Raw genomic sequence first — 26219 nt, 5'->3', positions numbered from 1 at the left:
GGGCGGCCCCGCCCGTGCGCGGGCGGGGCCGCCGGGGGGCACCGCCGAAGTCGGCGGCGCCCCCCGGCAACGTGCCGGGCACGCGCCCGGTCCGGTGCTCGGCTACGTGCCCGTCACCGCGCCCGTCACCGAAGCCGGCGCCGGGGCGTAGCCGGTCGGGCGGGCGGTGAAGGTGCCCCGGCCCTGCGTCCGGCTGCGCAACCGCGTCGCGTAGCCGAAGAGTTCGGCCAGCGGCACGGTCGCGGTGACCACGGTCGTGCCGGCACGGACGGTCGAGCCCGACACCCGGCCGCGCCGGGCCGCCAGATCGCCGAGCACCCCGCCGACGGCTTCGTCGGGGACGGTCACGGTGACCTCGACCACCGGTTCCAGCAGCACCATCGCACCGGCCCGCAGTGCCTCGCGCAGCGCGAGCCGCCCGGCCGTGCGGAACGCCATCTCCGACGAGTCCTTGGAGTGGACGGCCCCGTCGGTCAGGGTGACCCGCACCCCGGTCACCGGATGACCGCCGAGCGGCCCCTCGGCGAGCGCGTCCCGGCAGCCCGCCTCGACCGCCCGGACGTACTCCTGCGGCACCCGCCCGCCGACGACGGTCGACCGGAACGCGAAGTCGGCCTCGCGGTCACGGGCGCCGGCCCCGCCGCCGGTGTCCGCCGCCGCCTCCAACGGCTCGGTGTCGATGACGACATGGGCGAACTGCCCGGCCCCGCCGTCCTGCTTGACGTGCCGGTACACCAGACCCGACACCCCGCGCGCGACGGTCTCCCGGTAGGCCACCCGCGGCCTGCCGACGCCGATCTCCAGCCCGTGGGCCCGGCGGACCTTCTCCACCGCGACCTCCAGGTGCAGCTCACCCATCCCCGACAGCACGGTCTGACCGGTCTCGGGATCGGTACGGACCACCAGCGAGGGATCCTCCTCGACCAGCCGTGCCAGCGCCGGCACCAGCCGGTCGACATCGGTGCGGCTGCGTGCCTCCACCGCGACGGAGACCACCGGATCGGCGACGGCCGGCGGTTCGAGGACCAGCGGAGCCGTCGGTACGCACAGGGTCGCACCCGCACGGGCGGCCTTCACCCCGACCACCGCGACGATGTCCCCGGCCACCGCACGGTCAACCTCCGCGTGGCGGTCGGCCTGGACCCGCAGGATCCGGCTGACACGCTCGGTACGCCGCGTACCCACGTCCAGCACCGCCTCTCCTTTTCCGACCGTTCCCGAATAGACCCGCAGAAACGTCAGCCGACCCGTGGAGGTCGAGTTGACCTTGAACACCAGCGCCGCGAACGGGCCCGCCGGATCGGCGGACCGCTCCTGGACCGCGCCGCCGCGCGTGCCGCGCACCGCCGGTACGTCCAGCGGCGACGGCAGATAGGCGACCACGGCCTCCAGCAGCGGCTCGATCCCACGGTTGCGGTACGCCGAACCGCACAGCACCACGACACCCTCGCCGGTACGGGTCAGATCACGCAGCGCGCGGACCAGCGTCCGCGCGGAGAGAGTGGACTCCGCGCAGAACTCCTCCAGTGCGAGCCGATGCAGCTCCGCGACCGCCTCCTCCAGCAGCCCGCGGCGGCGCAGCGCCTCCGCCACCAGAGCGTCGGGCACCGGGCCCTCCTCGTAGGAGTCGGTGTCACCGCCGGACCAGACGAGCGACCGCATCCGGAGCAGATCCACCACGCCGGTGAAGCCGTCCTCCGTACCGATCGGCAACTGCACCACCAGCGGCGCCGGATGCAGGCGCTCGCGGATCGACTCGACGGCCGCGTCGAGATCGGCCCCGGCGCGGTCCAGTTTGTTGACGAACGCGATCCGGGGCACGCCGTGCCGGTCCGCCTGCCGCCACACCGACTCGCTCTGCGGCTCCACCCCCGCGACCGCGTCGAACACCGCGATCGCGCCGTCGAGGACGCGCAGGGAACGCTCCACCTCGTCGGCGAAGTCGACATGGCCCGGGGTGTCGATGAGGTTGATCCGGTGACCGTCCCAGTCGCAGCTCACGGCCGCGGCGAAGATGGTGATGCCGCGGTCGCGCTCCTGCGGGTCGAAGTCCGTGACGGTCGTGCCGTCGTGGACCTCGCCACGCTTGTGGGTGGTACCCGTGAGGTAGAGGATCCGCTCGGTGACGGTGGTCTTGCCGGCATCGACGTGGGCGAGGATGCCCAGGTTCCGGACGGCGTTGAGCGGATCGTTGAGCGCAGTGGGGAGCGGATTGGTGTGTTGACGGTGCACGTCGGTACGCACGGCCCGAGCCTTTCGGGATGATCCATGGAAAAGGTCGACGCGATTGCCGGACGACGATCCCCGGCGCGGCGTGACAACACTCGTGGGCCGCAGCCCAACGAGGTTGCCCGCACGGCGGGTTGACGGGAAATCAGACGTTCGTCACGGACATCCGGTACCGGCCGCGCAGCCGGAGCCGGGCGCCGCGAGACACCAGGATCACCTCGTACCGTGCCGGGGGGACGACAACAGCGGTGCGGTCGCGCACGGCAGGTCTCCCCTCACTGGTCACGGTGCGCGCCGACGGTGTGCGGCGCGCGGGTTCGTGGCGAGTGTACGAGAGCCACGCGGTGGCGGCACCGGGTTTTCTGCGGGTGGCGCCACCGATGCCCCCTGTCCCGCGCCCACCACCGCGCCGGGCAGGCCGCCGACGGTTTCCACGCGCACCCCCGACGGCTGGTATTCCTGCGGGGTACGGATCAACCGCCCGCCGCCGCGACAGGAGCACCATGTCGTCCCTCCCGCCCGTTCTTCCGCCCGGCCTCCCGTCGGACACCACCTTCGCCGTCACCGGATCCACCAGCCGTCTCGGCGGGCGCGTGGCCCGCCGGCTCGCCGCGGACGGCATCGCGCAGAGGCTGGTCGCCCGTGACCCGGGCCGCGCCCCGCGACTGCCGGGCGCCACGGCCGTCCCCGGCGCGTACGGCGACCGGGACGACATCGTCCGCCTTCACGCCCGGTCTCGTCGGTGACGACGGTGTCATCCGTGGACCGGCCGGCCAGGGGCGCGCCGCCGTCGTCGCCCAGGACGACATCGCCGACGCCGCCACCGCCGTCCTCACCCACGCCCCCGAACACGCGGGCGCCACCTACGACTTGACCGGTCCGCAGTCCCTGACGTTCGACGAGATCGCCGCCGTCCTGACGACGGCCACCGGCCGCACGATCACCTACCGGCCGGAGACCGACGAGGAGGCGTACCGCTCGCGCGCCTCCTACGGCGCCCCGGACTGGCAGCTCGACGCCTGGGTCTCCACCTACACCGCCGTCGCGGCGGGCGAACTGGACGGGGCCGACGACGCTGTCCCCCGGCTGACGGGCCGCCCCGCGACCCCGCTCGCCGACGTCGTCCGCTGACCGGTTCGAAGGCTGAACGGGTCCGCCCGGCAGGCTGATTCCGAACCTGTCGAGGAGAGCGTGCCCGACCGCATAATTCAGCGATGAGGAACAACCGCGTCGTTCTCGGCCCCGGACCGCCACTTGAGGAGCGCGTCGGCGTACTGGTCGAGGAGTGGATACGCGACGGCCGCGGCAGCGACCACCTGGTGACCGGCAAGGCATTCTTCGCGCTGTACTCCTGGTACGGCAGGCGCTGGGCCGAGCACGACATCGGGTGGTCGGAGTACGTCGCCGCCTCGTACGACTTCATCGGCGGCAGAAGCGGCTGGGAGGCCATGCTGCGGGAGCGGGCCGAGTGCGAGGGCTGCCGGGACACCTACCGGCTGGAGAACATCGGGCTGTGCACCGGGTGCATGCGCTACACCTGCTACGCCTGCGGCGCCCATGAGGCGTGCGCCGGCGAGGTCGTGTGACCGGGCACTTGCGTGTGCCGCCGGCCCCGGCAGGGACCTCCGCGCCGGCCGGTGACCTGAATCGGCCGGGGTCGGCGAGTGTGACGGCGGCCGTCAGTGGGTAGCAGCGCGAATTCGGGGTAGGCGAGGCGAATGACCACCTATCCGTTGACCGAGGAACAGGCAGGAATGCTGACCTGGGTGCGATGGGCCTACGCGGGCATGTCCGTGCTGGCCGTCGCGTGCCTCGTCTCCGCCCTGTGGGCGGGCCACCCCGGCGAGCAGACGCTGCTGACCAGCACGGCCGGTGTGCTCGCCTTCCCCGTGCTCACGTTGCTGTCGTTCCGTCAATTGCACCGTCACCGTGTCGCGTTGGAGGAACTCCGGCGCCGGCACGACGGATCACGTCCGCCACTTCCGCGGCAGTGGGCGGCCTGACCAACCGAGTCAGGCGCCGCGGTCGTCGGCCCCGTACGTCCTCGCGAGAAGGAGACCCGACACGCCGAGCACGGCGACGGCGGGCACGGCGACGAGGGCGACGAGCGCGCCATGGAAGAGCAGCAGCGGCCCGGCGACCGCGCCGGTGACGAGGGCGTCGAGCACGAACACCCGCACCCAGCTCTCGTCACCGTCGGTCCACCCGAGGACGGGTATCGCCGCGAGCACCAACGCGACCAGCCAGAATTCGGTGCCGAACAGCCACCCCGTCGGTCCGGTGCTCGCGCGGACGAGATACGCGTCGATGTACGACACGAGCACCGCGGCGGGCACGACGACCGCGGTCTTCCGGGCCGCGCCGAGCGCGGACGCCGCCGTCGGGAAGAAGCGCCTGGCCGTCATGTACGAGTAGGACGCGGTCGGCGCCCCGGCGGTTTCCGGAGCCGGTGTCCGGTCGAACTCACCTCGTCCGCCGACTCGTTGTGTCGCCCTGGATCTCGGATCTTAGTGGGAATTTCGCCGCATGCCACGAAGGATGACGTGGAACAGTCGGAAAATTCCAGTCTTCTGTCTTGCCGGTGGACTGTCATGTCCCTACCGTCTGCCTCGATGTCGTCAACTGGTTCAAGGCGGACGGCTGTTATGTGATGGGCGGCGTGCCCACGCACTGGCGGCGCGGCATCGAGGACTCACGGCCCGGGTATCTCGACGTGTACCACGCCTTCGACATGCTCTCGCCGTGGATGGTCGGCCGGATCGGGGACATCGCGGGCGCCGACAACTTCTACGCCAACGTCAACACGCCCGACCAGGCCCACTGCGACGCCAACGGGGTCGACTACCAGCCGTGCGTCCTGCCCGGCGACCTCCAGTCGGGGCACCGCGCGCACGGCGACTTCATGTGGCGGCAGTTCTACAACATGTGCCGGATCGGCGTGCAGGGCATCTACATCTCGATGTTCGACGAGTTCAACGAGGGCAACCAGATCGCCAAGACCGCGGAGACCGCCGCGCAGGTCCCGGTGGGGTCGGGGATCAGGGCGCTGGACGAGGACGGTACGGCCTGTTCGGCGGACTACTACCTGCGGCTCACGGGCGACGGCGGCCGGATGCTGAAGGGCGAGCTGGCGCTGACCGCGACCCGTCCCACCCCGCCGGTCGTGGGCGGCGGCGGGCCCAATCCCGCCCGGGTCTTCGACCCGTCGAGCGGGAACACCGTGACGGTCACCTTCGCCTCGGCGGCGTCCGTCCGGTACGTACGGGTGCAGATCACCGCCAACACCGGCTGGCCGGCGGGTCAGTTCTCCGGACTGAGCGTCCACGCGGACCGAGTCGTCCTCGGCGGCCCGGACCCGAGGACGACACCGGGTCCGGGCCGACCGGGGGCCGACGCCCGCCAGGACTTGCGGGACATTTCGGACACGCCCTAGCTCAGCAGGCGCAGTGTCGTCGGTGAGATGCCCACGTGCACCGTCTGACCCCACGTCAGTGTCAGCGCGTCCGACTCCATGCCGTCGCCGAAGGCGATCAGACGGTCGGACTCGACGGTCAGGCAGAGCCGTTCGGTGGATGTCAGCGCGCCCGACACGAGGGACGTTCCGGTCGTGGGGGAGGGCCACGCCTCGCGCACGAACCAGAGCAGGCGGCGGTCGGCGGGGTCGGGCAGCGGGAGCGTGCTGGCGCGTTCGTGCCACAGTGAGCGCAGCCATCCGGTGGCGCCCGTGCCCGTGCCGACGAGTACGCCGGACGATGCCTGAGCCTCGGGCGCGGGCGGCGCCTGGTCGTCGGTGCTCAGCCGGTAGCGGACCGTCTGGTGTCCCGGGGGTCCGAGGCAGATCTCGTTGAGCGCGAGCAGCCGCTGGCTGTCGTCGGCGACCGCCTCCACCATGGTGAGTTCCTCGACGCCGCGCCCCGCGGCGACTGCCGCCTCGAGGAGTGCGCCCGCGTCGGCGGCGCGATGGCGGACCAGCACGCCCGGATTGCGGCCGGGGTCGGTGTCGATGCCCACCACGGGCTGCCCGGCGAGGTACTTCGCGGCGTTCGCGACCAGCCCGTCCTGACCGACCACCACCACGACGTCCTCCGGACCGAAGAGGAACCGGTCCAGGTCCGCGCGCTCGACCCGGCTCTGCCGCCACCGGTGCGGGACGGCCGCGGCGACGTCGCCGAGCGCCCGCAGCGTGCGGTGGTGCCGCTCGGCGACCTCGCGGATGTCCCGGTCCCGGGAGGAGAGGAAGAACGCCGCCTGGCCGTGGGTGCCGTGCCGGGCGAGCAACTCCTCGTACTCGGTGGTGCGGTGGACCAGCACGGCCCGCGGCGCGAGCGTCACGCCCGCTCCCCGTCCTGGCGTCCGAGTGCGGCCAGCAGACCGGTCAGCACGTCGGGGGACACGGTGACGCTGTCGACGCGCGGCAGATTCTCCGCGAGCCGCTCGACGGCCAGCGCGCGCAGCGTCGCCGCGTCCGCCTCGCCGTGCACCCGCAGCCACTGCGCCTGGGCCGCCGCCCGTGCCTCGCCGGTCCTGCGGGCCGCGTCGGCGTCCGCGGTGGCCAGCCGGACGCGACGCTCCGCCTCGGCCTCCGTGCGTACGGCGTCGGCCGCCGCGCTCTCCTCGGCCTCGCGGCGGGCGTTGGTGCCGCGCTGCTCGACCAACTGCTCCTCCTGGCGGGCCAGTTCGATCTGGCTGGCGAGTTCGTTCTCGGCGATGGCCCGCTCCCGCTGCACCGCGACGGCGCGTCGTTCGTAGGTCGCCCGGTCCGCCTCCTGCTGGATCTGCTCGCGCGCCGGTGTGCGCAGCGCGCGCTCCACCTCGGCCTCCGGCCGGACGGCGACGACCCGCACGGTCACCACCTCAAGGCCCGTGGCGGGGAGCCGGGGTTCGGCCGCCAGCCCGGCGTCGATCCGGTCGCGTACGGCGGCGACGCCGTCGGACAGCGCGGCGGCCAGGGGCGTACGGGCCAGGACGTCCAGCGCGTGCTGCTGGGCCGTCCCGGTGAGCAGGGTCGAGATCTGTTCGAGCGGGGCGCCGCGCCAGGCGCCGGTGTCGGGGTCGAGGGAGAAGTCCAGCCGGGCCGAGGCGAGCGCGGGATCGCTGATCCGGTACGTCACGGTGGCCTGGACGGTGACGTCCTGGAAGTCGGCGGTGCGGGCATGGAAGGCCATCGCCAGTTCCCGGTCGTTGACCGGCACTTCGGAGAGCGCCGCGGACAGCGCCCGGAACCAGAAGCTCAGCCCCGGACCGTCGTGGACGAGCCGGCCCCGCCGGTGGTGACGGATGTGGGCGGTGGGGGCGGAGCGGAGATGGCGCCAGCCGGGGCGCTTGGTGATGTCAGCCATGATGACCTCTTCTCGTCGACGTGACGATATCGAAGAGGCCGCAATATCGTCAACGTGACGAAAGCGGTCCGCCCTCTCCCCGGCCGGTCGGGCGCGAGGAGAGGGCGGAGAGGGGCCAAACCTTCTAGGCCGTCGGCTCGATCCAGATGTTGCGGTAACGCACCTTGTTCCCGTGGTCCTGGAGGCGGATGGCGCCCGAGGCCGTGGTCTCCGGAGCGCCGGCACCCGTCGGACCGTTGACGGCCACGTCGTCGTGGACGGTCTTGCCGTTCCACACCACGCTGACGCGGGCGTCCTCGGTCTTCTTCCCGTCGGCGCCGAAGCGGGCGGCGCGGAACGTGATCTCGTACGTCTGCCACGTCTCCGGCGCGGTCGACGCGTTGAGATCCGCCGCCTTCTTCAGATAGATCGCGGCCGCGTCGTTGTCGGCCAACTGCTCCTTGCCGAACGAGTCCAGGATCTGGACCTCGTACCGCTCCTGGAGATACACACCGCTGTTCCCGCGGTCCTGGCCGGTCACATCCGGTGGCAGTTGCGGTACCCGGAACTCGATGTGCAACTTGAAGTCCTGGAACGACTGTTTGGTGCGGATGTCACCGCAGCAGACCTCCATCGCGCCGTCGTCGGCCAGCGGCCAGCGGACGTCGCTGCCGTCGGTGTGCTGCCACTGCGACCGGTCCTTCCCGTCGAACAGCGTGATGCGGCTGTCCTTGGGATGGACGGTGATCAGGTCGAGATTGACATGGCCGGTGTCACCGCTGTCGTAGCGGTACGCGATGGTGTTGGCCCCGCGGCTCAGCGGCAGTGACTCCGTCACCGTCGCCCAGCCGTCCCACTTCCCGGTGCTCGGCAGGACCGTCTGTTTCATCTTGCGGCCGTTGAGGTAGAGGCTCACCGTCTTGTCGCCGACGAAGGGATTCGGGCCGTTGGCGTAGCGCAGCGCCACGTCGTACTTGCCGGCCCGCGTCGTCCGCACATCGAACGTGGTGGTGGCGCCCTGCGTCCCGTAACTGTCCACGAAGCCGCCGCCCGAGTGGCCCGCGTGCTCGGTGTCGACCCGCGCGCCGCCGGTCAGCGCCGCCTCCTCCGCCTCGTACAGCGTCTTCGTCGGCTCCTCGGCCCCGACGAGCGAGTTGAGGGTGTACCAGGCCTCGGTGCTCCACAGCGTCTCGCCGCCCTCGGCGCTGAACGGCCGGGGCGAACGCACGTGCACCACGCGGTTGGACTTGAGTCCGTCGATCGCGAGGGTGACCTTCTTGCCGTCGGCGGACACGGTGGCCGACTGGATCTTCAGCGTCTCCTCGTCGATCTTGGGGCCGCCGTAGTCGGGCGTCGGCGCGTAGTACCACTGCTCGACCTCGTAGCGGTCGACGAGTTCGGCGATGGTCTCGGCGGAGAGCGGCTTGGTGTATTCGAGCTCGAAGCCTCCCGGCTTGGCACGCATCGCCAGGATGTCGAACGCCTTGTCGCCGTTGGGCGTCAACTTCTGGAGGCCGTAGGAGAGTTTGCCCTCCTGGCCCCAGTTGCCGCCGGCGCCCAGACCGCCCGCGTAGATGGCACCGTCCGGGCCCATGCTGATGCGGTTGACGCCGGCTTCGAGGCCCTGGGTCATACGGAAGACGGCGCCCTGGTACTCGCCCTTGACCTTCTCCAGGTACCCGCGCTGGAGACCGCCGTACGTGACGTCACCGAAGACCATCTGTCCGGCGAACGGTCCCTCCTCCAACAGCAGCGGTGTGCTGGGGGAGTTGGCGATCTCGTTCTGCGGCAGCCACAGCACGGGCTTGGTGACCGGCTGGGTGTCGAAGGGGCCGGCGGGGTTCGTGTAGTGGTTGAAGAAGCGGTCCTGCTTGACGTGGACGAGCTTCGACGAGGGCAGCCAGCCGCCCTGGTTGTCGGTCACGAAGATGTCGCCCTCGGGACCCCAGCCGATGCCGTTGGGGGTACGGAGGCCGCCTGCGACATAACTGACCTCGCCGGTCTCCTTGTTCACCTTAATGGTGGAACCGCGGTTCTTCGCGGGCTGCGGGTCCGTGGTCGCCCCGCCCAGGTTGATCGAGACCGACAGGTTCAGATAGAAGAAGCCGTCCTTGTAGAGCAGACCGAACGCGAACTCGTGGAAGTTCCCGCCGAACGGCCAGGTCGCGACCTTCCGGTAGGTGTCCGTGACGTCGTCGCCGTCGGTGTCCTGAAGCTCCGTCAGCTCGTCCTTCTGCGACACGTACAGCGAGCCGTCGACGTACTTGATTCCCTGCGGCTCCTTGAGGCCCTCGGCCACCTTCTTGGCCTTGACCTTCTCCGGCCCGGTGCTGCCCGTGACATCGCTGAGGAGGTAGACCTCGCCCGTCTCGTTGTCCGTACCACCCCAGGTGGTGACGGCGAGCCGGCCGTCGGGCAGCCAGTCCATCGCCGTGACCTGCGGCTCGAAGCCGCTCGGCCGCAGATCGGTGAGCGTGTAGTTGGGGTGCACGTCGGTCAGGGGCAGACCGTCGCCGGGGGAGTCCTTGACGCCCTCGCACTCCTTGCGGCCGGGCGCCGTAACACGTACGACGTCGGCGTCCGTGCTGAGCACGGAGTTGGGCACGACGGCGAAGCCGGAGGCTCCCGGGGGCTGCCAGGCGAGAGTGATGTTCTGGCCGCCGGTGCGGTCGAAGTGGTCGATCCGCAGGGCGTGGTGACCGGCCGTCAGGTTGACGCTGCCGTCCTTGGGGTCGGCGCCGTGCAGACCGTCGTGGTCGATGGCGACCTTGTCGTCGATCAGCAGACGTGAACCGTCGTCACTGGTCAGCCGGAAGTTGTAGGAACCGTCCTGCGGGACGTCGATGTTGCCGATGACCTGGGACACGAAATTGTCCCCGATCCCACCGAAGTCCTCGGTCGACGACCAGTCGATGGTGGGCATCAACTTGTCCACGTTCGGGGTCTGGCCGGGCTTCAGGGTGCAGATCTTGTCCAGCGGCACCTGCACGTCGAACACACGCAGCGTGACGCCCGGCTCCTGCGGGGGCAGTTCACGGGCGACGGGCTCGGCGGCGGCCGGAGTCGATACGAGACCGGTGGTGAGGAACGAGACGGCGAGCAGGCTGAGCAGACATCTGCGCAGCCGGCGGCTCGGTCTTTGATCCATTCTTCCTCCTGGCACTTCGCGCACCGGGAAGAACACCCTGGCCCGTGGGCGGCGTTCACCGCCGGGGGCGAGCCCTTCGATCCGGATACGGAGGTCTGGAAACGGATGCGGACGCTGTGTTCTGGCGGTTCACGGTTGGCTGGCGGGCTGTCATGTACGCCACCAGTCGACGCGTCGAACGAAACACTAGAGACTTCTGTCGAGATCGTAAATACTTTGCCACGCACGAGTGAAAAGTCCTTGGGGGTGGGTGCGGGGTCCGCGCCGTGCGGGCGGTTTTGGCCTCAATCGCCGGCCGGGCTTGGTGGTTGCGCGGTCTCGTTGACCGGGTCCGCCCGGTGGTCGGGTGTCCTCAATCGCCGGCCGGGCTTCAAATCCGCCCGCCCGGCGACGGGACAGGCGCCTGTGGCGCCGGGTTCGGCCTCAATCGCCGGCCGGGCTCGGGGTGGTCGCGGTGGTGGCCGGGTGCCGCTGCGGGGGCACGCCGTCCGGACATGCCCCTCCGGAGGCCCCGCACCCCGCCCACGACCGACAACCGCAACCGCCCCACCCCCGGAGGGGAGCGTGCCGGCCGTCGGGCAGGGCCTAGTCGGACCGGTGTCCCAGGCGGGCCGACAGCGCCTCCGCGCCCTTCGATGCCAAGTGCCCCAGCTCCGCCTCGCGGGACTCCGTCCAGCGGATCATCGGGACGGAGATGGAGAGCGCGGCCACCACCTGGCCCCGGCGGTCGCGCACCGGCGCGGCCACGCAGCTCACGTCCGAGTTGGACTCCCGGTGCTCGACCGCGATGCCGCGCCGCCGGATCTCGGCGAGGGCCGCCCGCAGCACGGCCGGGTCGGTGATGCTGTTCGCCGTCATCGCGGACAGCTCGCTGCCCGTGAGCCGGGCATCGAGTTCCGGCTCCGGCAGTGACGCCAGCAGCATCTTGCCCACCGAGGTGCAGTGCGCCGGCAGTCGGCGGCCGGCGGCCGAGACCATCCGGACCGTGTGCGTCGAGTCCACCTTCGCGATGTAGATGACGTCGAGGTCTTCGAGGATCGCGACATGCACCGTCTCGTCGCAGGTCTCCGCGATGTCCCGCGCCACCAGCCCGCCCTCGGCGGCGAGGTCGAGCTGTTCCGCGTAACGGCTGCCGAGCTGGTAGGCGCGCACACCGAGCCGGTACCGGCCCTGCTGCTCGGGGATCGCCTCCAGGTAGGAGCGCGCGGCGAGGGTGGTGAGCAGTTCGTGGACCGTGGTGCGCGGCAGGCCGAGCCGGCGGATGACATCGGGCGCGGAGAGCTTTCCGTCGCCCTCCAGGAACAGTTCGAGAATGTCGAACGCCCGCGTCACCGCGGGGACCAGTCGCCCCATCTCCGGCCACCCCTCATGTTCGGTACTCCGACCAACGATCGGAATGACGAACAAAGGCTAACTGCTGCGTGACCCATTGACACCCCTCGGCTCCCTGTTTACGGTCACGCCAGCATTTCGAACGCGTGACGAAATATCGAACAGGACAGTCCTGCCGATCCGTACAACCTCCAGGGGTAACGCAGTGCGCATCACGGGAATCAGCACCCATGTCGTCGGTACGCCCTGGCGTAACCTCACCTACGTTCTCGTCCATACCGACGAGGGGCTGACCGGCGTCGGCGAGACGCGGATGCTGGGCCGGACCGACGCGCTGGTGGGCTATCTGCGTGAGGCCGAGGCCAACCACATCGCCGGCTCCGATCCGTTCGCCGTCGAGGACCTGGTCCGCCGGATGAAGTACGGCGACTACGGGCGGGCCGGCGAGATCGTGATGTCGGGCATCGCCGTGGTGGAGATGGCGTGCTGGGACATCAAGGGCAAGGCACTGGGCGTCCCGGTCTGGCAGTTGCTCGGCGGGAAGGTCACCGACCGCGTCAAGGCGTACGCGAACGGCTGGTACACCACGGAGCGCACCCCGCAGGCTTACCACCAGGCCGCGAAAGCGGTCGTGGCGCGCGGCTACCGCGCCCTGAAGATAGACCCGTTCGGCACCGGCCACTTCGAACTGGACCGGGCCGGCACCGGCTACGCGGTGTCGCTCATCGAGGCGGTGCGGGACGCGATCGGCCCCGACACCGAGCTGATGCTGGAGATGCACGGACGGTTCAGTCCGGCGACCGCCGTACGGCTGGCGCGCGAACTGGCCCCGTACGACCCGGCGTGGCTGGAGGAGCCCGTACCGCCGGAGAACCTTCAGGCGCTGAGCAAGGTCGCCGGGAAGGTGGACATCCCCGTGGCGACCGGCGAACGCATCCACGACCGCATCGAGTTCCGTGAGCTGTTCGCCTCGCAGGCCGCCGACATCATCCAGCCGGACGTCGGCCACATCGGCGGGATCCTGGAGACAAGGAAGCTCGCGGCGACCGCCGAGACGCACTACGTGCTGGTGGCCCCGCACAACGTCGGCGGCTCCGTGCTGACGGCCGCCAGCCTCCAACTGGCGGCCTGTACACCGAACTTCAAGATCCTGGAGCACTTCAACGACTTCGCCGACGCGGAGATCAAGAAGATCGTCACGGGCGCGCCCGAGGTCGACCCGGAGACGGGATGCTTCGAGATCTCCCACGCGCCAGGTCTCGGCGTCGAGTTCGACGCCGACGCGGCGGCCGAATTCCCGCAGCAGCAGGCCCGGTTCGACCTCTGGGCCGAGGGCTGGGAGAAGCGCGGCCCCAAGGCGGCACGGTGAGCAGCCGCGCCGTCGTCGTGGACCGGCCCGGGACCCATCGGCTCGTCGAGGGCGAGCGGCCGGTCCCCGGCCCCGGCGAGGTGCTGGTGAAGGTCGCCGCCGCCGGGATCTGTCTGAGCGACCGCGAGGTGTACGCCGGCCACCGGGACCCCGGGTACGTCCGCTACCCCGTCACCCCCGGCCACGAATGGTCCGGGACGGTCGAGTCCGTGGGGGAGGGGGGCGACCCGGCGCTCGTCGGCAGGCGCACCGTCGCCGAGGGCTTCCGTGCCTGCGGCGTCTGCGACCGGTGCCGTGCCGGCGACACGTCGCTCTGCGCCGGCGGCTACGACGAGACGGGCTTCACCCGGCCCGGCGCGTTCGCCGACCATGTCACCGTCCCCGCACGGCTGTTGCACCCCCTGGCCGACGACGCCGACCTGCGCGCCGCCGCGCTCCTGGAGCCCGCCGCCGTCGTCGCCGGAGCCGTACGGGCCGGGTGCCCGGAGCCCGGTGAGCGGATCGCCGTGGTGGGCGCCGGCACGCTCGGCCTGCTCGCCGTACAGTTCCTCGCCGCGTACGCGCCCGGCGAACTGACCGTGATCGAACCGCGCACGGCCCGCGCCGCCCTGGCCCCCGCGTTCGGCGCGCACGAGGTCATCGGCCCCACGGCGGCCGAACACCGCCGGGGCCACTACGACCTGGTACTGGAGACGGCCGGCGCGCCCACCACCGCGGCCTCCTCCTGCCTGCTGGCGCGGCGCGGCGGCCGGGTCGTCCTCACCGGGATGTTCGCGGCCGGCGCGACCGGGATCGACCCGGTCCATCTGTCGCTGAGCCAGCTGACCGTACGCAGCGTCTTCGGCGCCCCGTCCGCCGCCTGGTCCTTCGCCGTACGCGCCTTCACGGCCGGCCTGCTCGATCCCGGTCCGCTGATCACCCACGAGTTCCCGCTGGAGCGGTACGCCGAGGCGGTCGCGCTCGTCGGCGGCGGCGACCCCGGTACGGGGAAGGTGCTGCTGCGCCCTTGACCCGCCGCACGGGCGCCCAGTGAAGCCGCCGCGGTGTGAACGCCGAACGTGGTTCGAAATACCGAACACTGAAAACGCCCTCAAATACCGACAGGCAGCGACCGAAGGACATGTCCGTTGACCGACGCACCAGCCCACGGCCCCCGCCGCCCCGGTGAGCGGGCGCTCGCCGCGCTCGACCTCGCCGCCCCCGACGGCCACCCCGCAGACGCGTCCCCGCACACCTTCCCCGACGGCGGCACCTGGCGCACCGAGATCCCCTCCGTCGAGGGCCCCGAAGCCCTCACCGAAGTCCTCAAGGAGTCCTCCCGCCTCGATGTGCCGATCCACCGGATCAGCCAGGGCAGCGGCGTCTGGATGCTCACGGACGACGAGATCACCGAGATGGCCGGCGCCTGCGCGGCGCGGGACATCGAACTGTGCCTGTTCACCGGCCCCCGCGGCACGTGGGACATCGGCGCCGCCACCCGTACCGACTCCGGCGGCGGCGGTCTGCGCGCCCGTGGCCACGACGCCGTCGCCGGGTGTGTCGAAGACGCCCTGCGCGCGGCCGAGTTGGGCGTCAAGTGCCTGCTCGTCGCCGACGAGGGCGTGCTCTGGTCGCTGCACCGGCTCCGTACCCGAGGCGTCCTGCCCGCCGACACCACCCTGAAGGTGTCGGCGCTCATCGGGCCGGTCAACCCCGCCTCGTACACGGTCTACGAGCGCCTCGGCGCCGACTCGCTGAACATTCCATCCGATCTCGCACTCGCCCACTTCACCGAGATCCGCCGTGCCAGCCGAGCCCCGATGGACCTCTACATCGAGGCACCCGACGACCTCGGCGGCTACGTCCGCATGTACGAGACCGCCGAACTGATCCGGCGAGGCGCGCCCCTGTATCTGAAGTTCGGTCTCTCCAAGGCGCCCGGCATCTACCCGTACGGCGGCCATCTTCGTGAGATCACCCTGGCCACCGCACGCGAACGCGTACGACGAGGGCGGCTCGTCCTCGATCTGCTCGCCCGGCACGGCGCCGGCGGCGGCATGTCGCCGCTCGGCTCCCGCCACCCCGGACCGCTCAACCGATTCCCGCTTCCTTAAGGACAAGGACTGATGACCATGCGCACCAGCCGCGCCGCACTCACCGTCGTCGTCACCTCGCTCGCCCTCGCGCTGACCGCCTGCGGCCAGAGCGGCGAGGGCGGGAGCAAGGAGGAGAAGAAGGGCGGGAAGGGCGCCACCGTCGGCATCGCGATGCCGACCAAATCCTCCGAACGCTGGATCGCCGACGGCCGCAACATGGTCGCCGAGTTCAAGAAGCTCGGCTACAAGACCGACCTCCAGTACGGCGAGGACGACGTCGACCAGCAGGTCTCCCAGATCGAGAACATGATCACCAAGGGGGTCGACGTCCTCGTCGTCGCCTCCATCGACGGCCGGGCCCTCGGCGACGTCCTCGGCCAGGCCGCCGACCAGGGCATCAAGGTCATCTCCTACGACCGGCTCATCCTCGGCACCGAGAACGTCGACTACTACGCGTCGTTCGACAACCAGAGGGTCGGTGTGCTTCAGGCGACCTACCTCATCGACAAGCTCGGCCTGAAGGACGGCGGCGACGACCAGGGGCCCTTCAACATCGAGCTGTTCGCCGGCTCGTCCGACGACAACAACACCCGCTACTTCTTCCAGGGCGCCTGGAAGACCCTCAAGCCGTACATCGACAAGAAGCAGCTCGTCGTGAAGAGCGGCCAGACCCAGCTCGACCAGATCACCACGCTCCGCTGGGACGGCGGCGCCGCCCAGCGGCGGATGGACGACCTGCTGACCAAGGCCTACGGCTCCGACGACGTGGACGCCGTGCTCTCGCCCTACGACGGCATCTCCATCGGCATCCTGTCGGCCCTGAAGTCCGACGGCTACGGCACCGCCGCCAAGCCGTACCCGATCGTCACCGGGCAGGACGCGGAGGTCGCCTCGGTCAAGTCCATCATCGCCGGGCAGCAGACACAGACCGTCTTCAAGGACTTCCGAGCGCTGGCCAAGCAGGCTGCGCAGATGGCCGACGCGGTACTCAACGACAAGAAGCCCGAGGTCAACGACGAGACGACGTACGACAACGAGAAGAAGGTCGTCCCGTCCTACCTGCTGGACCCGGTCAGCGTCGACAAGGCCAACTACCGGTCCGTTCTGGTCGACTCCGGCTACATCAAGGCGAGTGACCTGAAGTGACCGCACCCGTCCTGGAGATGCGCTCCATCGTCAAGACCTTCCCCGGGGTCAAGGCGCTCTCCGACGTCACGCTCAACGTCGCGCCGGGGGAGGTGCACGCCATCTGCGGCGAGAACGGCGCGGGCAAGTCCACCCTGATGAAGGTCCTCAGCGGGGTCCATCCGCACGGCAGTTACCAGGGTGAGATCCTTTTCCAGGGCTCCCCGTGCGCGTTCAAGGACATCGGCGCCAGCGAGGCGCGCGGCATCGTGATCATCCATCAGGAGCTGGCCCTCGTACCGTACTTGTCGATCGCGGAGAACATCTTCCTCGGCAACGAGCACGCGCGACACGGGATCATCAGCTGGAACGAGACCCTGAGGCATGCCGCCGCGCTGCTGAAGCGGGTGGGACTCGCCGAGCACCCGCAGACCCGCGTCGCCGACATCGGCGTGGGCAAGCAGCAGTTGGTGGAGATCGCGAAAGCACTCGCCAAGGAGGTGAAGCTGCTCATCCTCGACGAGCCGACCGCCGCGCTCAACGACGGGGACAGTGCTGAACTTCTGCGTCTGATAAGAGAGTTGCAGGGGCAGGGCATCACCTCCATCATCATCTCGCACAAGCTCAACGAGATCGCGGAGGTCGCCGACTCCGTCACCATCCTCCGCGACGGACGCACCATCGAGACCCTCGACGTGCGGGCCGAGTCGACCACCGAGGACCGCATCATCCGCGGCATGGTGGGCCGCGACCTCGATCACCGCTTCCCCGAACGCACCCCGTACGACGGGGATCCCGGGGCACGCCCCGCACTGGAGATCCGCGACTGGACCGTGCACCACCCGATCGACCAGCAGCGCAAGGTGGTCGACAACGTCTCGATCCATGTCCGCCGCGGCGAGATCGTCGGCATCGCCGGTCTGATGGGCGCCGGCCGCACCGAACTCGCCATGAGCGTTTTCGGGCGCTCCTACGGCCGCAACATCAGCGGGACCGTCTTCAAGGACGGCCGGGAGATCGTCACGAAGACCGTGCCACAGGCGGTGGAACACGGCATCGCGTACGTCACCGAGGACCGCAAGCAGTACGGGCTCAACCTCATCGACACCATCGGCCGCAACATCACCCTCAGCGCCCTGTCGAAGGTCGCGCGGCGCGGGATCGTGGACGAGCACGAGGAGACCCGCGTCGCCGAGTCCTACCGCACCAGTATGAACATCAAGGCACCGACCGTCTTCGAACAGGCCGGCCGGCTCTCCGGCGGCAACCAGCAGAAGGTCGTCCTCAGCAAGTGGATCTTCGCCGGGCCCGAGGTGCTTCTGCTCGACGAACCCACCCGCGGGATCGACGTCGGCGCCAAGTACGAGATCTACACCGTCATCGACCGGCTCGCCGCGCAGGGCAAGGCCGTCGTCTTCATCTCCTCCGAACTCCCGGAGCTGCTGGGGATGTGCGACCGCCTCTACACGATGGCCGCCGGCCGGCTCACCGGTGAGATCCGGCGCGCGGACGCGACCCAGGAAGTGCTGATGCGCCACATGACCAGGAACACGAGGTAGCAGACATGGGTCCGGCCACCACCGACCTCTCCAAGTCCCAGGGCGATCCGCCGAAGCCGCGCTCCTCGGCGACCCGAGATCTGCTGCTGGACGCGGCGCGGCGCAACATGCGCCAGTACGGCATGCTCATCGCGCTCGCGCTGATCGTCGTGCTGTTCCAGATATGGACCGACGGCGTACTCCTCAAGCCCAACAACGTGACCAACCTGGTCCTCCAGAACAGCTACATCCTCGTGCTGGGCATCGGCATGATGATCGTCATCATCGCCGGCCACATCGACCTCTCCGTCGGCTCCCTGGCCGCCTTCGTCTCGGCCGCCTGTGCCGTGATGATGGTCGAACACGACATCCCCTGGGTGCTCGCACTCGTACTCGGCCTCGCCATCGGCGCGGTCGCCGGCGCCTGGCAGGGCTTCTGGATCGCGTACGTCGGCATCCCGTCGTTCATCGTCACACTCGCCGGGATGCTGCTCTTCCGAGGCGGCACACAGATCTTCCTCGGGTCGCGCTCGCTCGGGCCGTTCCCCGACGGCTTCCAGAAGATCTCCACCGGCTACCTCCCGGAGATCGGACCGGCCACCAACTACCACAATCTGACACTTCTGTTGGGGCTGGTCCTGCTCGCCTTCGCGCTCATCCAGGAGGTGCGCGACCGCCGCCGCCAGAAGGAGTACGAGCTGGAGGTCCTGCCCCGCAACCTCTTCCTCACCAAGTGCGTGGCGCTCGCCGCGGCGGTCCTCGCCTTCACCATGACCCTCGCGAGCTACCGCGGCGTCCCGGTCGTCCTGCTGCTGCTCGCCGCGCTCCTGATCGGTTTCGGCTACGTGATGCGCAACGCGGTCGTCGGCCGCCATGTGTACGCGCTCGGCGGCAACCGCGCGGCGGCGAAACTCTCCGGCGTGAAGGACCGGCGTGTCACCTTCCTGGTCTTCGTCAACATGGGCGTGCTCGCCGCGCTGGCGGGGATCGTCTACGCGGCGCGCCTCAACGCGGGCGTCCCACAGGCCGGCGTCAACTTCGAACTCGAGGCCATCGCGGCCGCGTTCATCGGCGGCGCTTCGATGAGCGGCGGCGTCGGCACGGTGTTCGGCGCGATCATCGGCGGACTCGTCCTCGGTGTCCTCAACAACGGCATGTCGCTGGTCGGTATCGGCACGGACTACCAGCAGGTCATCAAGGGCCTGGTGCTGCTGGCCGCCGTCGGGTTCGACGTCTGGAACAAACGCAGGGTGGGTGCCTGACCGAGGTCTGACGGGTCGTCGACTGCGCTGTCGGGGGCCGGTCAGGACGGCGGGCCGAGGGGAATGGCGAGCGAGGAGGCGCCCTGGAGGTCGAGCCACGCCGTGTCGGGCCCCCGGACCAGCCGCAGCACCACCCGCCCGCAGTCCGGGCACCGGGCCACCAGACCCGGTGCCCGGTCGTAGACGCGCAGCCGGGCCATCGGACCCGTGGCGCCGCACCCGGCGCAGCGGCCGACCGCGGCGGTCAGGTCGACCGCGAAGATCTCGGAGAGCGGACCGCCCAGGGCGTTGCCGTCCTCGTACACCTGATCGCGAGTTCCGTCGGTATCCATCTCAACCTCCACTGGGGCCGAAGCGTTCGGTCCTGATCCGCTCGGGGGCGTGGCCGAGGCCGGTGAGCAGCGACGCGGCCGCCTCCACGAAGCCGGTCGGCCCGCACACGTAACACATGGGCCGCAGATCGGCCGGCCAGCCCGAACGGACCAGGTCGTCCGCGCTCAACCGCCCCACCGGCCTCGGGTGTTCGGGCGGGGCGGCGCGCGTGTAGAGATACGCCGTGCCGAGGCCGGGCGCCCCGCGCAGCAGTTCGGGCACATACAGCCGATCGTCCGGTTCGCGTACGGAGTACAGCAGCCGGAACGGCGCCCGCCCGTCCACGGCGCCGCGCACCCGCACCATGGACATCAGCGGCACCAGCCCGGAACCGCCGGCCACCAGCAGTACGTGCTCGCGCTGCTCCGGCCGCCAGACGAACCAGCCACCGACCGGACCGCGCAGTTCCACAAGATGGCCGGGCTCCAGGTCGTCCATCAGATACGGCGACACCTCACCGTCCGGCACCCGCTGGACCGTCAGCTCGACGCGCTGCCCGTCGGGAGCGGACGCCAGTGAGTAGCTGCGCTGCGTGCTGTACCCGTCCTCGGCCGTGAGTCGTACGTCGACGTGCTGGCCCGCCAGATGCCCCGGCCAGCCGGGCACGTCGAACACCAGCGTCCGGGCCGTCCGCGACTCGGTACGCCTGCCGACCAGCTCCGCCACCAGCCAGCGAAGCCGTCCGGGCGGGGGCATCAGTCGCCCTGGTACCGCTGCTCGCGCCACGGGTCACCGTAGGAGTGATAGCCCAGGCCCTCCCAGAAGCCGGGCTCGTCGTCGAGCAGCAGATCGATCCCGCGCACCCACTTCGCGGACTTCCACAGATACAGGTGCGGCACCAGCAGCCTCGCGGGGCCGCCGTGCTCGGGGGCCAGCTCCTCACCGTCGTAGCGGTGGGCGATCCACGCCTTGCCGTCGAGAAGGTCCTCCAGCGGGAGGTCGGTCGTGTAGCCGCCGTAGGAGTGGACGAGGGCGAACTCGGCGGCCGTCTCGACGCCCTCCATCAGGAGGTCGAGCGAGACGCCCTCCCACCGGGTGCCGAACTTCGACCACTTCGTCACACAGTGCAGATCCACCGTCGGTGACTCGCCGGGCATCTCCATCAGCCGCGCCCAGTCCCAGGTGTGCTCCGTGCCCGTCTCGGTCCTGAGGGTGAACTTCCAGTCCTCGTGTGTCACGCGCGGTGTGGGACCGGCGGAGAGGACGGGGAAGTCGTGGACCTCGTACTGTCCGGGCGGCAGATCCCGGCCGGGGGCGGGCCGCCGGCCGTGGAACCCGCGCGAGATGATCGCCATGGCGGGACTTCCTTCCTCCGCCCGGACGGTCGGGAGCACGGTCCGGACAGCCTCCGGCCAGCGTAGGCGCGCGGGCCCGGGGCGGCGACGCGAGAGCCGCCCCCGGCCCGTGGTGTGTGCCGGGCCGCCTACTCGAACCGCGCGGGGTCGCCCGCCCCACGGCGCACGATCTCCGGCTCGCCGCCGGAGAAGTCGATGACCGTGGTCGGCTCCGTGCCGCAGTCGCCCGAGTCGACCACGACGTCCAGCACGTGGTCGAGCCGTTCCTTGATCTCCCAGCCCTGGGTCATCGGCTCGGCTTCGTCGGGCAGCAGCAGCGTGCTGGAGAGCAGCGGCTCCCCCAGCTCCGCGAGCAGGGCCTGGGCGACGACATGGTCGGGGATCCGCACCCCGACCGTCTTCTTCTTGGGATGCAGCAGCTGACGCGGCACCTCCCTGGTCGCCGGCAGGATGAAGGTGTAACTGCCGGGCGTCGCCGCCTTGATCGCGCGGAACACGTCGTTGTCGATCTGCACCAGCTGACCGAGCTGCGCGAAGTTCTGGCAGACCAGCGTGAAGTGGTGACGGTCGTCGAGGTCCCGGATGGACCGGATCCGGCTGATGCCGTCCCGACTGCCGAGCTGGCAGCCCAACGCGTAGCAGGAGTCCGTGGGGTACGCGATGAGCGCGCCGGACCGGATGCTCTCGGCCACACTCGCGATGGTGCGCCGCTGGGGGTTGTCGGGGTGTACGTCGAAATACTTGGCCATTGGCCGAGCTTAGGGCCTGTTCGTCGGCCGAGCGCCCCTGACGATCGCCGTATCCGGTGTGGTCCGTGAGGTGGGTGCGGAGCGGGGGAGTGGCCGGTTGCCGTCGGCCGTCGTACGCCGGTAGGGGCAGAGGTGGGACAAGCTGCCGCCGAGCGCCGAGGTCCGCTCGCTCCCCGAGGAATGAGCAGTCCCCGCTTTTCCCGAGAATTGGTATGTACCTTTCCAGGGAGGGGTGCCTGCCCGTAGCCTCTGCGCGGCGACGTCCGCGTAACTGCACCCTCCTGGAAGGCGGTTGTGGATGAGCGCTGTCCTGTGAACGCCTGTCCCCACACACCGTTCAGGAGTGAACCAACAGTGTTCAGAAGAGGCACCACGGCCGTCATGGCCGCCCTGCTGCTCGTCTGCGGCATGCTCGTCGCCGCACTGCCCGCGGCGGCCCAGTCCTCCCGGAGCGCGAGCGGCCGGGGCGCGGCGGGCGGAGAGGGGGAAGCGCGCCACAAGCCGCGTTTCGTCGTCGCCGAGTCCCAGTTCGAACGGATGTTCCCGGACCGGGACCCGTTCTTCACGTACGACGGGCTCGTCGAGGCCACCGAGGCCACCGAGGTCTACCCGGCCTTCGCGCGCACCGGCGGCCGGACGACCCGCAAGCAGGAGGCGGCGGCCTTCCTCGCCAACGTCAGCCACGAGACCGGCGGGCTGTTCTACGTGGTGTCGCAGAACCCCGACATGTATCCGATCTTCTGCGACGACGCCCAGCCCTACGGCTGCCCGGCCGGGCGGGACGCGTACTACGGACGCGGCGCGATCATGCTCAGCTGGAACTTCAACTACAAGGCGGCCGGCGACGCGCTGGGTGTCGACCTGCTCAACAATCCGTGGCTGGTCGAGACCGATCCGGCCGTCGCGTGGATGACGGCCCTCTGGTACTGGAACACCCAGTCCGGGCCGGGCACCATGACCGGGCACGACGCCATGGTGAACAAGAAGGGCTTCGGGCAGACGATCTGGAGCCTGAACGGGTCCGCCGAGTGCGAGGGCGGCAACCCCGCGCAGATGGAGCACCGGGTGGAGCTGTACAAGCAGTTCACACGCGTGCTGCGCACCGCGCCGGGCCGCGATCTGACCTGCTAGAACGCCGGCTGTCCGGATACCGGTGCCCGGCGGTCCAGCGGGCCGGGCGCCGGTATCCGTGTGACGATACGCACGTTGCGCATCGGGGCCCGTATTGCCTAATGTCCGAATTGTGCTTAGTCTCCGTAAGTCCCAGCAATTGGCCGTGGCAGCGATCGTCCTCGCCGTGACGGTGCAGGCCCCCGCACTCGCAGCCGCCCGCACGGCCGACGGAGCGCCCCACGCCGCCGCCACGTCGGCCGGCGTCGACAGGGCGATGAACAAGGCCCTGGACGCGCTGCCCGCGAGCGACGGGCGCTACACGGTCGCCGTGCGGGACCTCGACGGACGGCACGCCGCCGCCTACGGCGAGGGAGCCGGGGCCTTCGACACGGCCAGCATCGTCAAGGTCGACATACTCGCCGCCCTCCTGCTCGGCGCCCAGGACCGCGGGGTGTCCCTCACGGCGCCGCAGAAGGAGCTGGCCGCCGAGATGATCCGCAAGAGCGACAACGACGCGACGAACGCGCTCTGGAAGGCCATCGGCAGGACCGACGGCCTGAACGCGGCCAACAAGCGACTGGGTCTGAAGGCCACGCACACCGACAAGGACGGTCACTGGGGCCTGACCCGCACCACCGCGGCCGACCAGATGGTGCTCCTGGAAGCCGTTCTCGGCGACGCCCACTCACCGCTCACCGCGCCCTCCCGCGACTACGTGCGCGCCCTCATGAGCACGGTCGAGGCGAACCAGCGGTGGGGGATATCCGCCGCCGACGACGGCAAGCGTCCCGGTGCCGCGCCGGTACTGAAGAACGGCTGGCTGCCGCGCAGCGAGACGGAGCTGTGGGACGTCAACAGCATCGGGCGCGTCGAGCACGGCGGCCGCACCCTGCTCGTCGCGGTGCTGTCCGACGGGCAGCCGTCCTACGAGGCCGGAGTGGCGCTGGTGGAGCGCGCCGCGACCACCGCGGTGAAGGCGTTCGTCGACGCGGAGAAGCGCTAGCGGGTGTCTGTGTGGTGGGGCCCGGTCATGTCGATGGCCGATTGCCGCCGGGCGGCGCCCCGCCGGACCGATCACGCTCGAAGCATGATGAACCCCGGGACCGTCCTCACCGGCATGTACGCGGCCGAGGCGGCAAGGTCACCGACGGCCGGATCGCCGAGGTCCGGCCGTTCCACTGGGACACGGACACGGACGCGTACGCGTACGCGGTGGCCGCGGTGGCCGCGGTGTGCGCGGTTCCGGCTCCCGTACGGTAGTCCGGCGCCGCGCGGGAGCTCACGTCGCGGAGCCGTCGTCCGCGAGCCGGGTCAGCAGGGCCGTGACGAAGCCGCGGACCTCCCGCTCGCCGTGCGGCTGCCAGTCGCCCCCAGTGATCGGCTCACCCGACCGCAGGGCGTCCGCCAGCATCCGGGTGCGGGCGCCAGGTGGGTCCTCACCGAGCAGACCGTCGGCGATCAGAGCGGCGACGCGCGCGGCCTCGACGTCGTCCAGCCGGGCCGTGAACTGCGTTCAGTAGAGCACCTTGTTGGTGAAGCCACGCCACTCGTCCATCGACGGCAGCGTACGCGCTCCGCCGAAGGCCCCGCCGGTTCAGCGCCGGGCGAGCTGGCGTTCGCCGCTGGGACCCGGCTGGTAGGCCAGGTCGTAGTGGGAGAAGACTTCCTGCTCGTCCTCGGCGGGCAGGACGTCGTCCGTACCCATCGACGGCGCGTCCTTCACGATGGACTTCGGATAGTCGACCCTGACGTAGCCCGGTCCCACGACGGCTCCCGTGAGCGGGACGAAGACCAGTCTGCGCCGGGTCGGCATGCCCGTCAGCACGGTCGCCACCGCCGGTTCGTCGGTACGTGTGTCGACGTAGACGGCCTCCAGCGAACCGATCTTGCGCCCGCCGGAGTCGACCACCGCGTGGGTGCGCCATTCACGGATGTCCGCGGCATCGATCATGTCGGCTCGCCTCCTTGGGCCATCGTCACGCAGCCGTCGCCCGGGCGCCACTCGGAGGCGCGGCACGGGGCGGGGACCGCGCCGTCCGGCTCCCGCGGCCTCAGTCGTCCGTGTCGTCGGACCCCTCGCCGTAGCTGAGTTCACTCGCCAGCAGCGCCGCGCCGACGACTCCCGCCCGGGGGCCGAGTGCGGACATGACGATCGGCAGATTGCCGGTGGCGAGCGGGAGCGAGCGTTTGTAGACGACGCTGCGGATCTCCGCGAGCAGGGGGTAGCCGAGCCCGGTCAGACCGCCGCCGATCACGATCATCGACGGGTTCATGAAGCTGACCAGCGTGGCCAGGACCTGGCCGACCCGGTGGCCGCCCGCCCGGACGAGGTTGACGCTCGTGTTGTCGCCGCCGTCCGCGCACTGCGCGACATCCAGCGCGGTCAGCACCCCTCGCTCGGCGAGCCGTTCGGCGAGAGCCGGCGACTGGCCGGACTTCGCGGCCTCGGTGGCGTCCCTGGCCAGCGCCACCCCGCCGAAGTACGCCTCCAGGCAGCCGGTGTTCCCGCAGGAGCAGACGGGACCCGCCGCCTCGGCCTCCACCTGGACGTGCCCGATGTCGCCGGCGCACCCCTCCGCGCCCCGGTAGATACGGCCGTGGTGCTGCATGCCGGAGCCGATACCGCTGCCGATCTTCACGAAGAGCAGATGGTCGACGGTCCGTGCGACACCGCTGTGCTGCTCACCGAGGGACATCACGTTGACGTCGTTGTCGACCACCACCGGGCAGCCGTGCGCGCGGGCGAGGGTGTCGCGTACCGGGAAACGGTTCCAGCCCACCATGATCGGCGGCGAGACCGGTACGCCCTCCCGGAAGCTGACCGGCCCCGGCAGACCGATGCCGATGGCGTCGAGCTGTGTGTAGTGCCCCTGGTCGGCCATCTCGCGCAGCAGTTCGCTGACGCGGCCGAGCACGGCGACCGGCCCCGAGCGGATGTCGGCGGGCTCGGAGCAGGCGGCCACCGGTGTGAGGGCGCCGTCGGTGATCTCGATGTCGACGGAGCTGGCACCGAGATCGACGGCCGCGAACCGCAGACCGGGATCGAGCTGTACGAGGGTCGAGCGGCGCCCGCCGCGTGAGGCGGCGGGGCCCGCCTCGCTGACCCGCCCGGCGGCGACCATGCGGTCGAGTTCGCCGAGCAGCCGTGGGCGCGGAACCTCCAGCCGGTCCGCGAGTTGCGCGCGGGACAGCGGGCCGTTGTCACGCAGCAGACTCAACACGCGGTACTGGATGTTCACGGACGTAACTCCTCTGGACGCCTGCGGACAGCTTTCGGGAGCTGTCGCGGGGGCG

23 protein-coding genes and 2 pseudogenes are annotated in these 26219 nt (G+C 70.5%); 12 read left to right on the top strand and 13 right to left on the bottom strand.

Annotated elements, in window-relative coordinates; genetic code table 11:
* Positions 1 to 102: 102 nt before the first annotated feature.
* A complete protein-coding gene (gene fusA, locus SSPS47_RS01355) occupies positions 103 to 2232 on the bottom strand; it encodes an elongation factor G (protein WP_239065198.1) in 2130 nt (709 codons plus the stop codon).
* Between the two features lie 500 nt (positions 2233 to 2732).
* Here fusA and SSPS47_RS01350 point away from each other — a divergent pair.
* The 3 genes and pseudogenes from SSPS47_RS01350 to SSPS47_RS01340 all read left to right on the top strand — a co-directional run bounded on the left by SSPS47_RS01350 (position 2733) and on the right by SSPS47_RS01340 (position 4232).
* Positions 2733 to 3360 (top strand): annotated as a pseudogene (locus SSPS47_RS01350) (hypothetical protein).
* A gap of 83 nt (positions 3361 to 3443) precedes the next feature.
* Entirely contained in the window at positions 3444 to 3815 is a 372-nt protein-coding gene (locus tag SSPS47_RS01345; RefSeq protein ID WP_147876166.1) for a hypothetical protein, read from the top strand.
* 132 nt (positions 3816 to 3947) lie between these two features.
* Complete coding sequence (locus SSPS47_RS01340; protein ID WP_164247911.1) at positions 3948 to 4232, top strand: hypothetical protein; 285 nt, start codon at positions 3948 to 3950, stop codon at positions 4230 to 4232.
* Positions 4233 to 4241: 9 nt separating this feature from the next.
* Here SSPS47_RS01340 and SSPS47_RS01335 read toward each other — a convergent pair whose 3' ends face one another.
* Positions 4242 to 4634, bottom strand: a complete 393-nt coding sequence (locus SSPS47_RS01335) for a hypothetical protein (protein WP_164247909.1) — start codon at positions 4632 to 4634, stop codon at positions 4242 to 4244.
* A gap of 200 nt (positions 4635 to 4834) precedes the next feature.
* Here SSPS47_RS01335 and SSPS47_RS01330 point away from each other — a divergent pair.
* Positions 4835 to 5395 (top strand): annotated as a pseudogene (locus tag SSPS47_RS01330) (xylosidase); the annotation flags it as partial.
* 263 nt (positions 5396 to 5658) lie between these two features.
* Here the strand turns inward: SSPS47_RS01330 and SSPS47_RS01325 are convergent.
* From SSPS47_RS01325 to SSPS47_RS01310, 4 genes are all read right to left on the bottom strand, one after another.
* Positions 5659 to 6561 (bottom strand): hypothetical protein, encoded by a 903-nt coding sequence (locus SSPS47_RS01325; RefSeq protein ID WP_164247906.1) that lies wholly within the window; start codon positions 6559 to 6561, stop codon positions 5659 to 5661.
* Entirely contained in the window at positions 6558 to 7568 is a 1011-nt protein-coding gene (locus SSPS47_RS01320) for an SPFH domain-containing protein (protein WP_164247903.1), read from the bottom strand. Before SSPS47_RS01320 ends, SSPS47_RS01325 begins: the two co-directional genes overlap by 4 nt.
* A gap of 124 nt (positions 7569 to 7692) precedes the next feature.
* Positions 7693 to 10695 (bottom strand): family 16 glycoside hydrolase, encoded by a 3003-nt coding sequence (locus SSPS47_RS01315; RefSeq protein ID WP_164247901.1) that lies wholly within the window; start codon positions 10693 to 10695, stop codon positions 7693 to 7695.
* 585 nt (positions 10696 to 11280) lie between these two features.
* A complete protein-coding gene (locus SSPS47_RS01310) occupies positions 11281 to 12048 on the bottom strand; it encodes an IclR family transcriptional regulator (RefSeq protein WP_164247898.1) in 768 nt (255 codons plus the stop codon).
* Between the two features lie 184 nt (positions 12049 to 12232).
* Here SSPS47_RS01310 and SSPS47_RS35090 point away from each other — a divergent pair, with 184 nt between their 5' ends.
* The 6 genes from SSPS47_RS35090 (at position 12233) to mmsB (ending at position 19396) form a co-directional block, all read left to right on the top strand.
* Positions 12233 to 13396: a mandelate racemase/muconate lactonizing enzyme family protein gene (locus tag SSPS47_RS35090; protein WP_164247895.1), complete on the top strand. Its 1164-nt coding sequence runs from the start codon at positions 12233 to 12235 to the stop codon at positions 13394 to 13396.
* Positions 13393 to 14406 carry an alcohol dehydrogenase catalytic domain-containing protein gene (locus SSPS47_RS01300; RefSeq protein ID WP_239064722.1) on the top strand — a complete coding sequence of 338 codons (1014 nt, stop codon included), beginning with the start codon at positions 13393 to 13395 and terminating at the stop codon, positions 14404 to 14406. The genes SSPS47_RS35090 and SSPS47_RS01300 overlap by 4 nt, the downstream gene beginning before the upstream one ends.
* A 117-nt stretch (positions 14407 to 14523) precedes the next feature.
* The gene (locus SSPS47_RS01295) at positions 14524 to 15489 is read left to right on the top strand and encodes a hypothetical protein (protein WP_164247877.1); all 966 of its coding nucleotides are present in this window, start codon (positions 14524 to 14526) and stop codon (positions 15487 to 15489) included.
* Between the two features lie 12 nt (positions 15490 to 15501).
* A complete protein-coding gene (gene chvE / locus SSPS47_RS01290; protein ID WP_164247874.1) occupies positions 15502 to 16617 on the top strand; it encodes a multiple monosaccharide ABC transporter substrate-binding protein in 1116 nt (371 codons plus the stop codon).
* The gene (gene mmsA / locus SSPS47_RS01285) at positions 16614 to 18155 is read left to right on the top strand and encodes a multiple monosaccharide ABC transporter ATP-binding protein (protein WP_164247871.1); all 1542 of its coding nucleotides are present in this window, start codon (positions 16614 to 16616) and stop codon (positions 18153 to 18155) included. The genes chvE and mmsA overlap by 4 nt, the downstream gene beginning before the upstream one ends.
* A 5-nt stretch (positions 18156 to 18160) precedes the next feature.
* Entirely contained in the window at positions 18161 to 19396 is a 1236-nt protein-coding gene (mmsB, locus tag SSPS47_RS01280; protein WP_187280210.1) for a multiple monosaccharide ABC transporter permease, read from the top strand.
* Positions 19397 to 19437: 41 nt separating this feature from the next.
* On the opposite strand, the gene SSPS47_RS01275 is transcribed toward mmsB, so the two are convergent.
* The 4 genes from SSPS47_RS01275 to SSPS47_RS01260 all read right to left on the bottom strand — a co-directional run bounded on the left by SSPS47_RS01275 (position 19438) and on the right by SSPS47_RS01260 (position 21812).
* A complete protein-coding gene (locus SSPS47_RS01275; RefSeq protein WP_164247868.1) occupies positions 19438 to 19728 on the bottom strand; it encodes a DUF6510 family protein in 291 nt (96 codons plus the stop codon).
* A 1-nt stretch (position 19729) separates the two neighbouring features.
* Positions 19730 to 20464 carry a ferredoxin reductase gene (locus SSPS47_RS01270; protein WP_203557759.1) on the bottom strand — a complete coding sequence of 245 codons (735 nt, stop codon included), beginning with the start codon at positions 20462 to 20464 and terminating at the stop codon, positions 19730 to 19732.
* Positions 20464 to 21063, bottom strand: a complete 600-nt coding sequence (locus SSPS47_RS01265) for a molybdopterin-dependent oxidoreductase (protein WP_147876145.1) — start codon at positions 21061 to 21063, stop codon at positions 20464 to 20466. The genes SSPS47_RS01270 and SSPS47_RS01265 overlap by 1 nt, the downstream gene beginning before the upstream one ends.
* Positions 21064 to 21191: 128 nt before the next feature.
* Positions 21192 to 21812, bottom strand: coding sequence for an L-threonylcarbamoyladenylate synthase (locus tag SSPS47_RS01260; RefSeq protein ID WP_147876144.1), 621 nt, complete (start codon positions 21810 to 21812; stop codon positions 21192 to 21194).
* A gap of 354 nt (positions 21813 to 22166) precedes the next feature.
* Here SSPS47_RS01260 and SSPS47_RS01255 point away from each other — a divergent pair, with 354 nt between their 5' ends.
* The gene (locus SSPS47_RS01255) at positions 22167 to 22943 is read left to right on the top strand and encodes a chitinase (RefSeq protein WP_343234863.1); all 777 of its coding nucleotides are present in this window, start codon (positions 22167 to 22169) and stop codon (positions 22941 to 22943) included.
* Between the two features lie 145 nt (positions 22944 to 23088).
* The gene (locus tag SSPS47_RS01250) at positions 23089 to 23928 is read left to right on the top strand and encodes a serine hydrolase (RefSeq protein ID WP_239064721.1); all 840 of its coding nucleotides are present in this window, start codon (positions 23089 to 23091) and stop codon (positions 23926 to 23928) included.
* Between the two features lie 276 nt (positions 23929 to 24204).
* Here the strand turns inward: SSPS47_RS01250 and SSPS47_RS35925 are convergent, their stop codons facing one another.
* The 3 genes from SSPS47_RS35925 to SSPS47_RS01240 all read right to left on the bottom strand — a co-directional run bounded on the left by SSPS47_RS35925 (position 24205) and on the right by SSPS47_RS01240 (position 26164).
* Positions 24205 to 24336, bottom strand: coding sequence for a hypothetical protein (locus SSPS47_RS35925; protein ID WP_275405131.1), 132 nt, complete (start codon positions 24334 to 24336; stop codon positions 24205 to 24207).
* Positions 24337 to 24519: 183 nt separating this feature from the next.
* Positions 24520 to 24876: a PRC-barrel domain-containing protein gene (locus SSPS47_RS01245; protein WP_164247863.1), complete on the bottom strand. Its 357-nt coding sequence runs from the start codon at positions 24874 to 24876 to the stop codon at positions 24520 to 24522.
* Positions 24877 to 24976: 100 nt separating this feature from the next.
* On the bottom strand, positions 24977 to 26164 hold the full coding sequence (locus SSPS47_RS01240; RefSeq protein WP_164247860.1) for an ROK family transcriptional regulator: 1188 nt from the start codon (positions 26162 to 26164) through the stop codon (positions 24977 to 24979).
* Positions 26165 to 26219 lie beyond the last annotated feature (55 nt).

The organism is Streptomyces sp. S4.7 (assembly GCF_010384365.1).
Taxonomy (GTDB): Bacteria; Actinomycetota; Actinomycetes; order Streptomycetales; family Streptomycetaceae; genus Streptomyces.
This window is presented reverse-complemented; position numbering and strand designations above follow the sequence as displayed.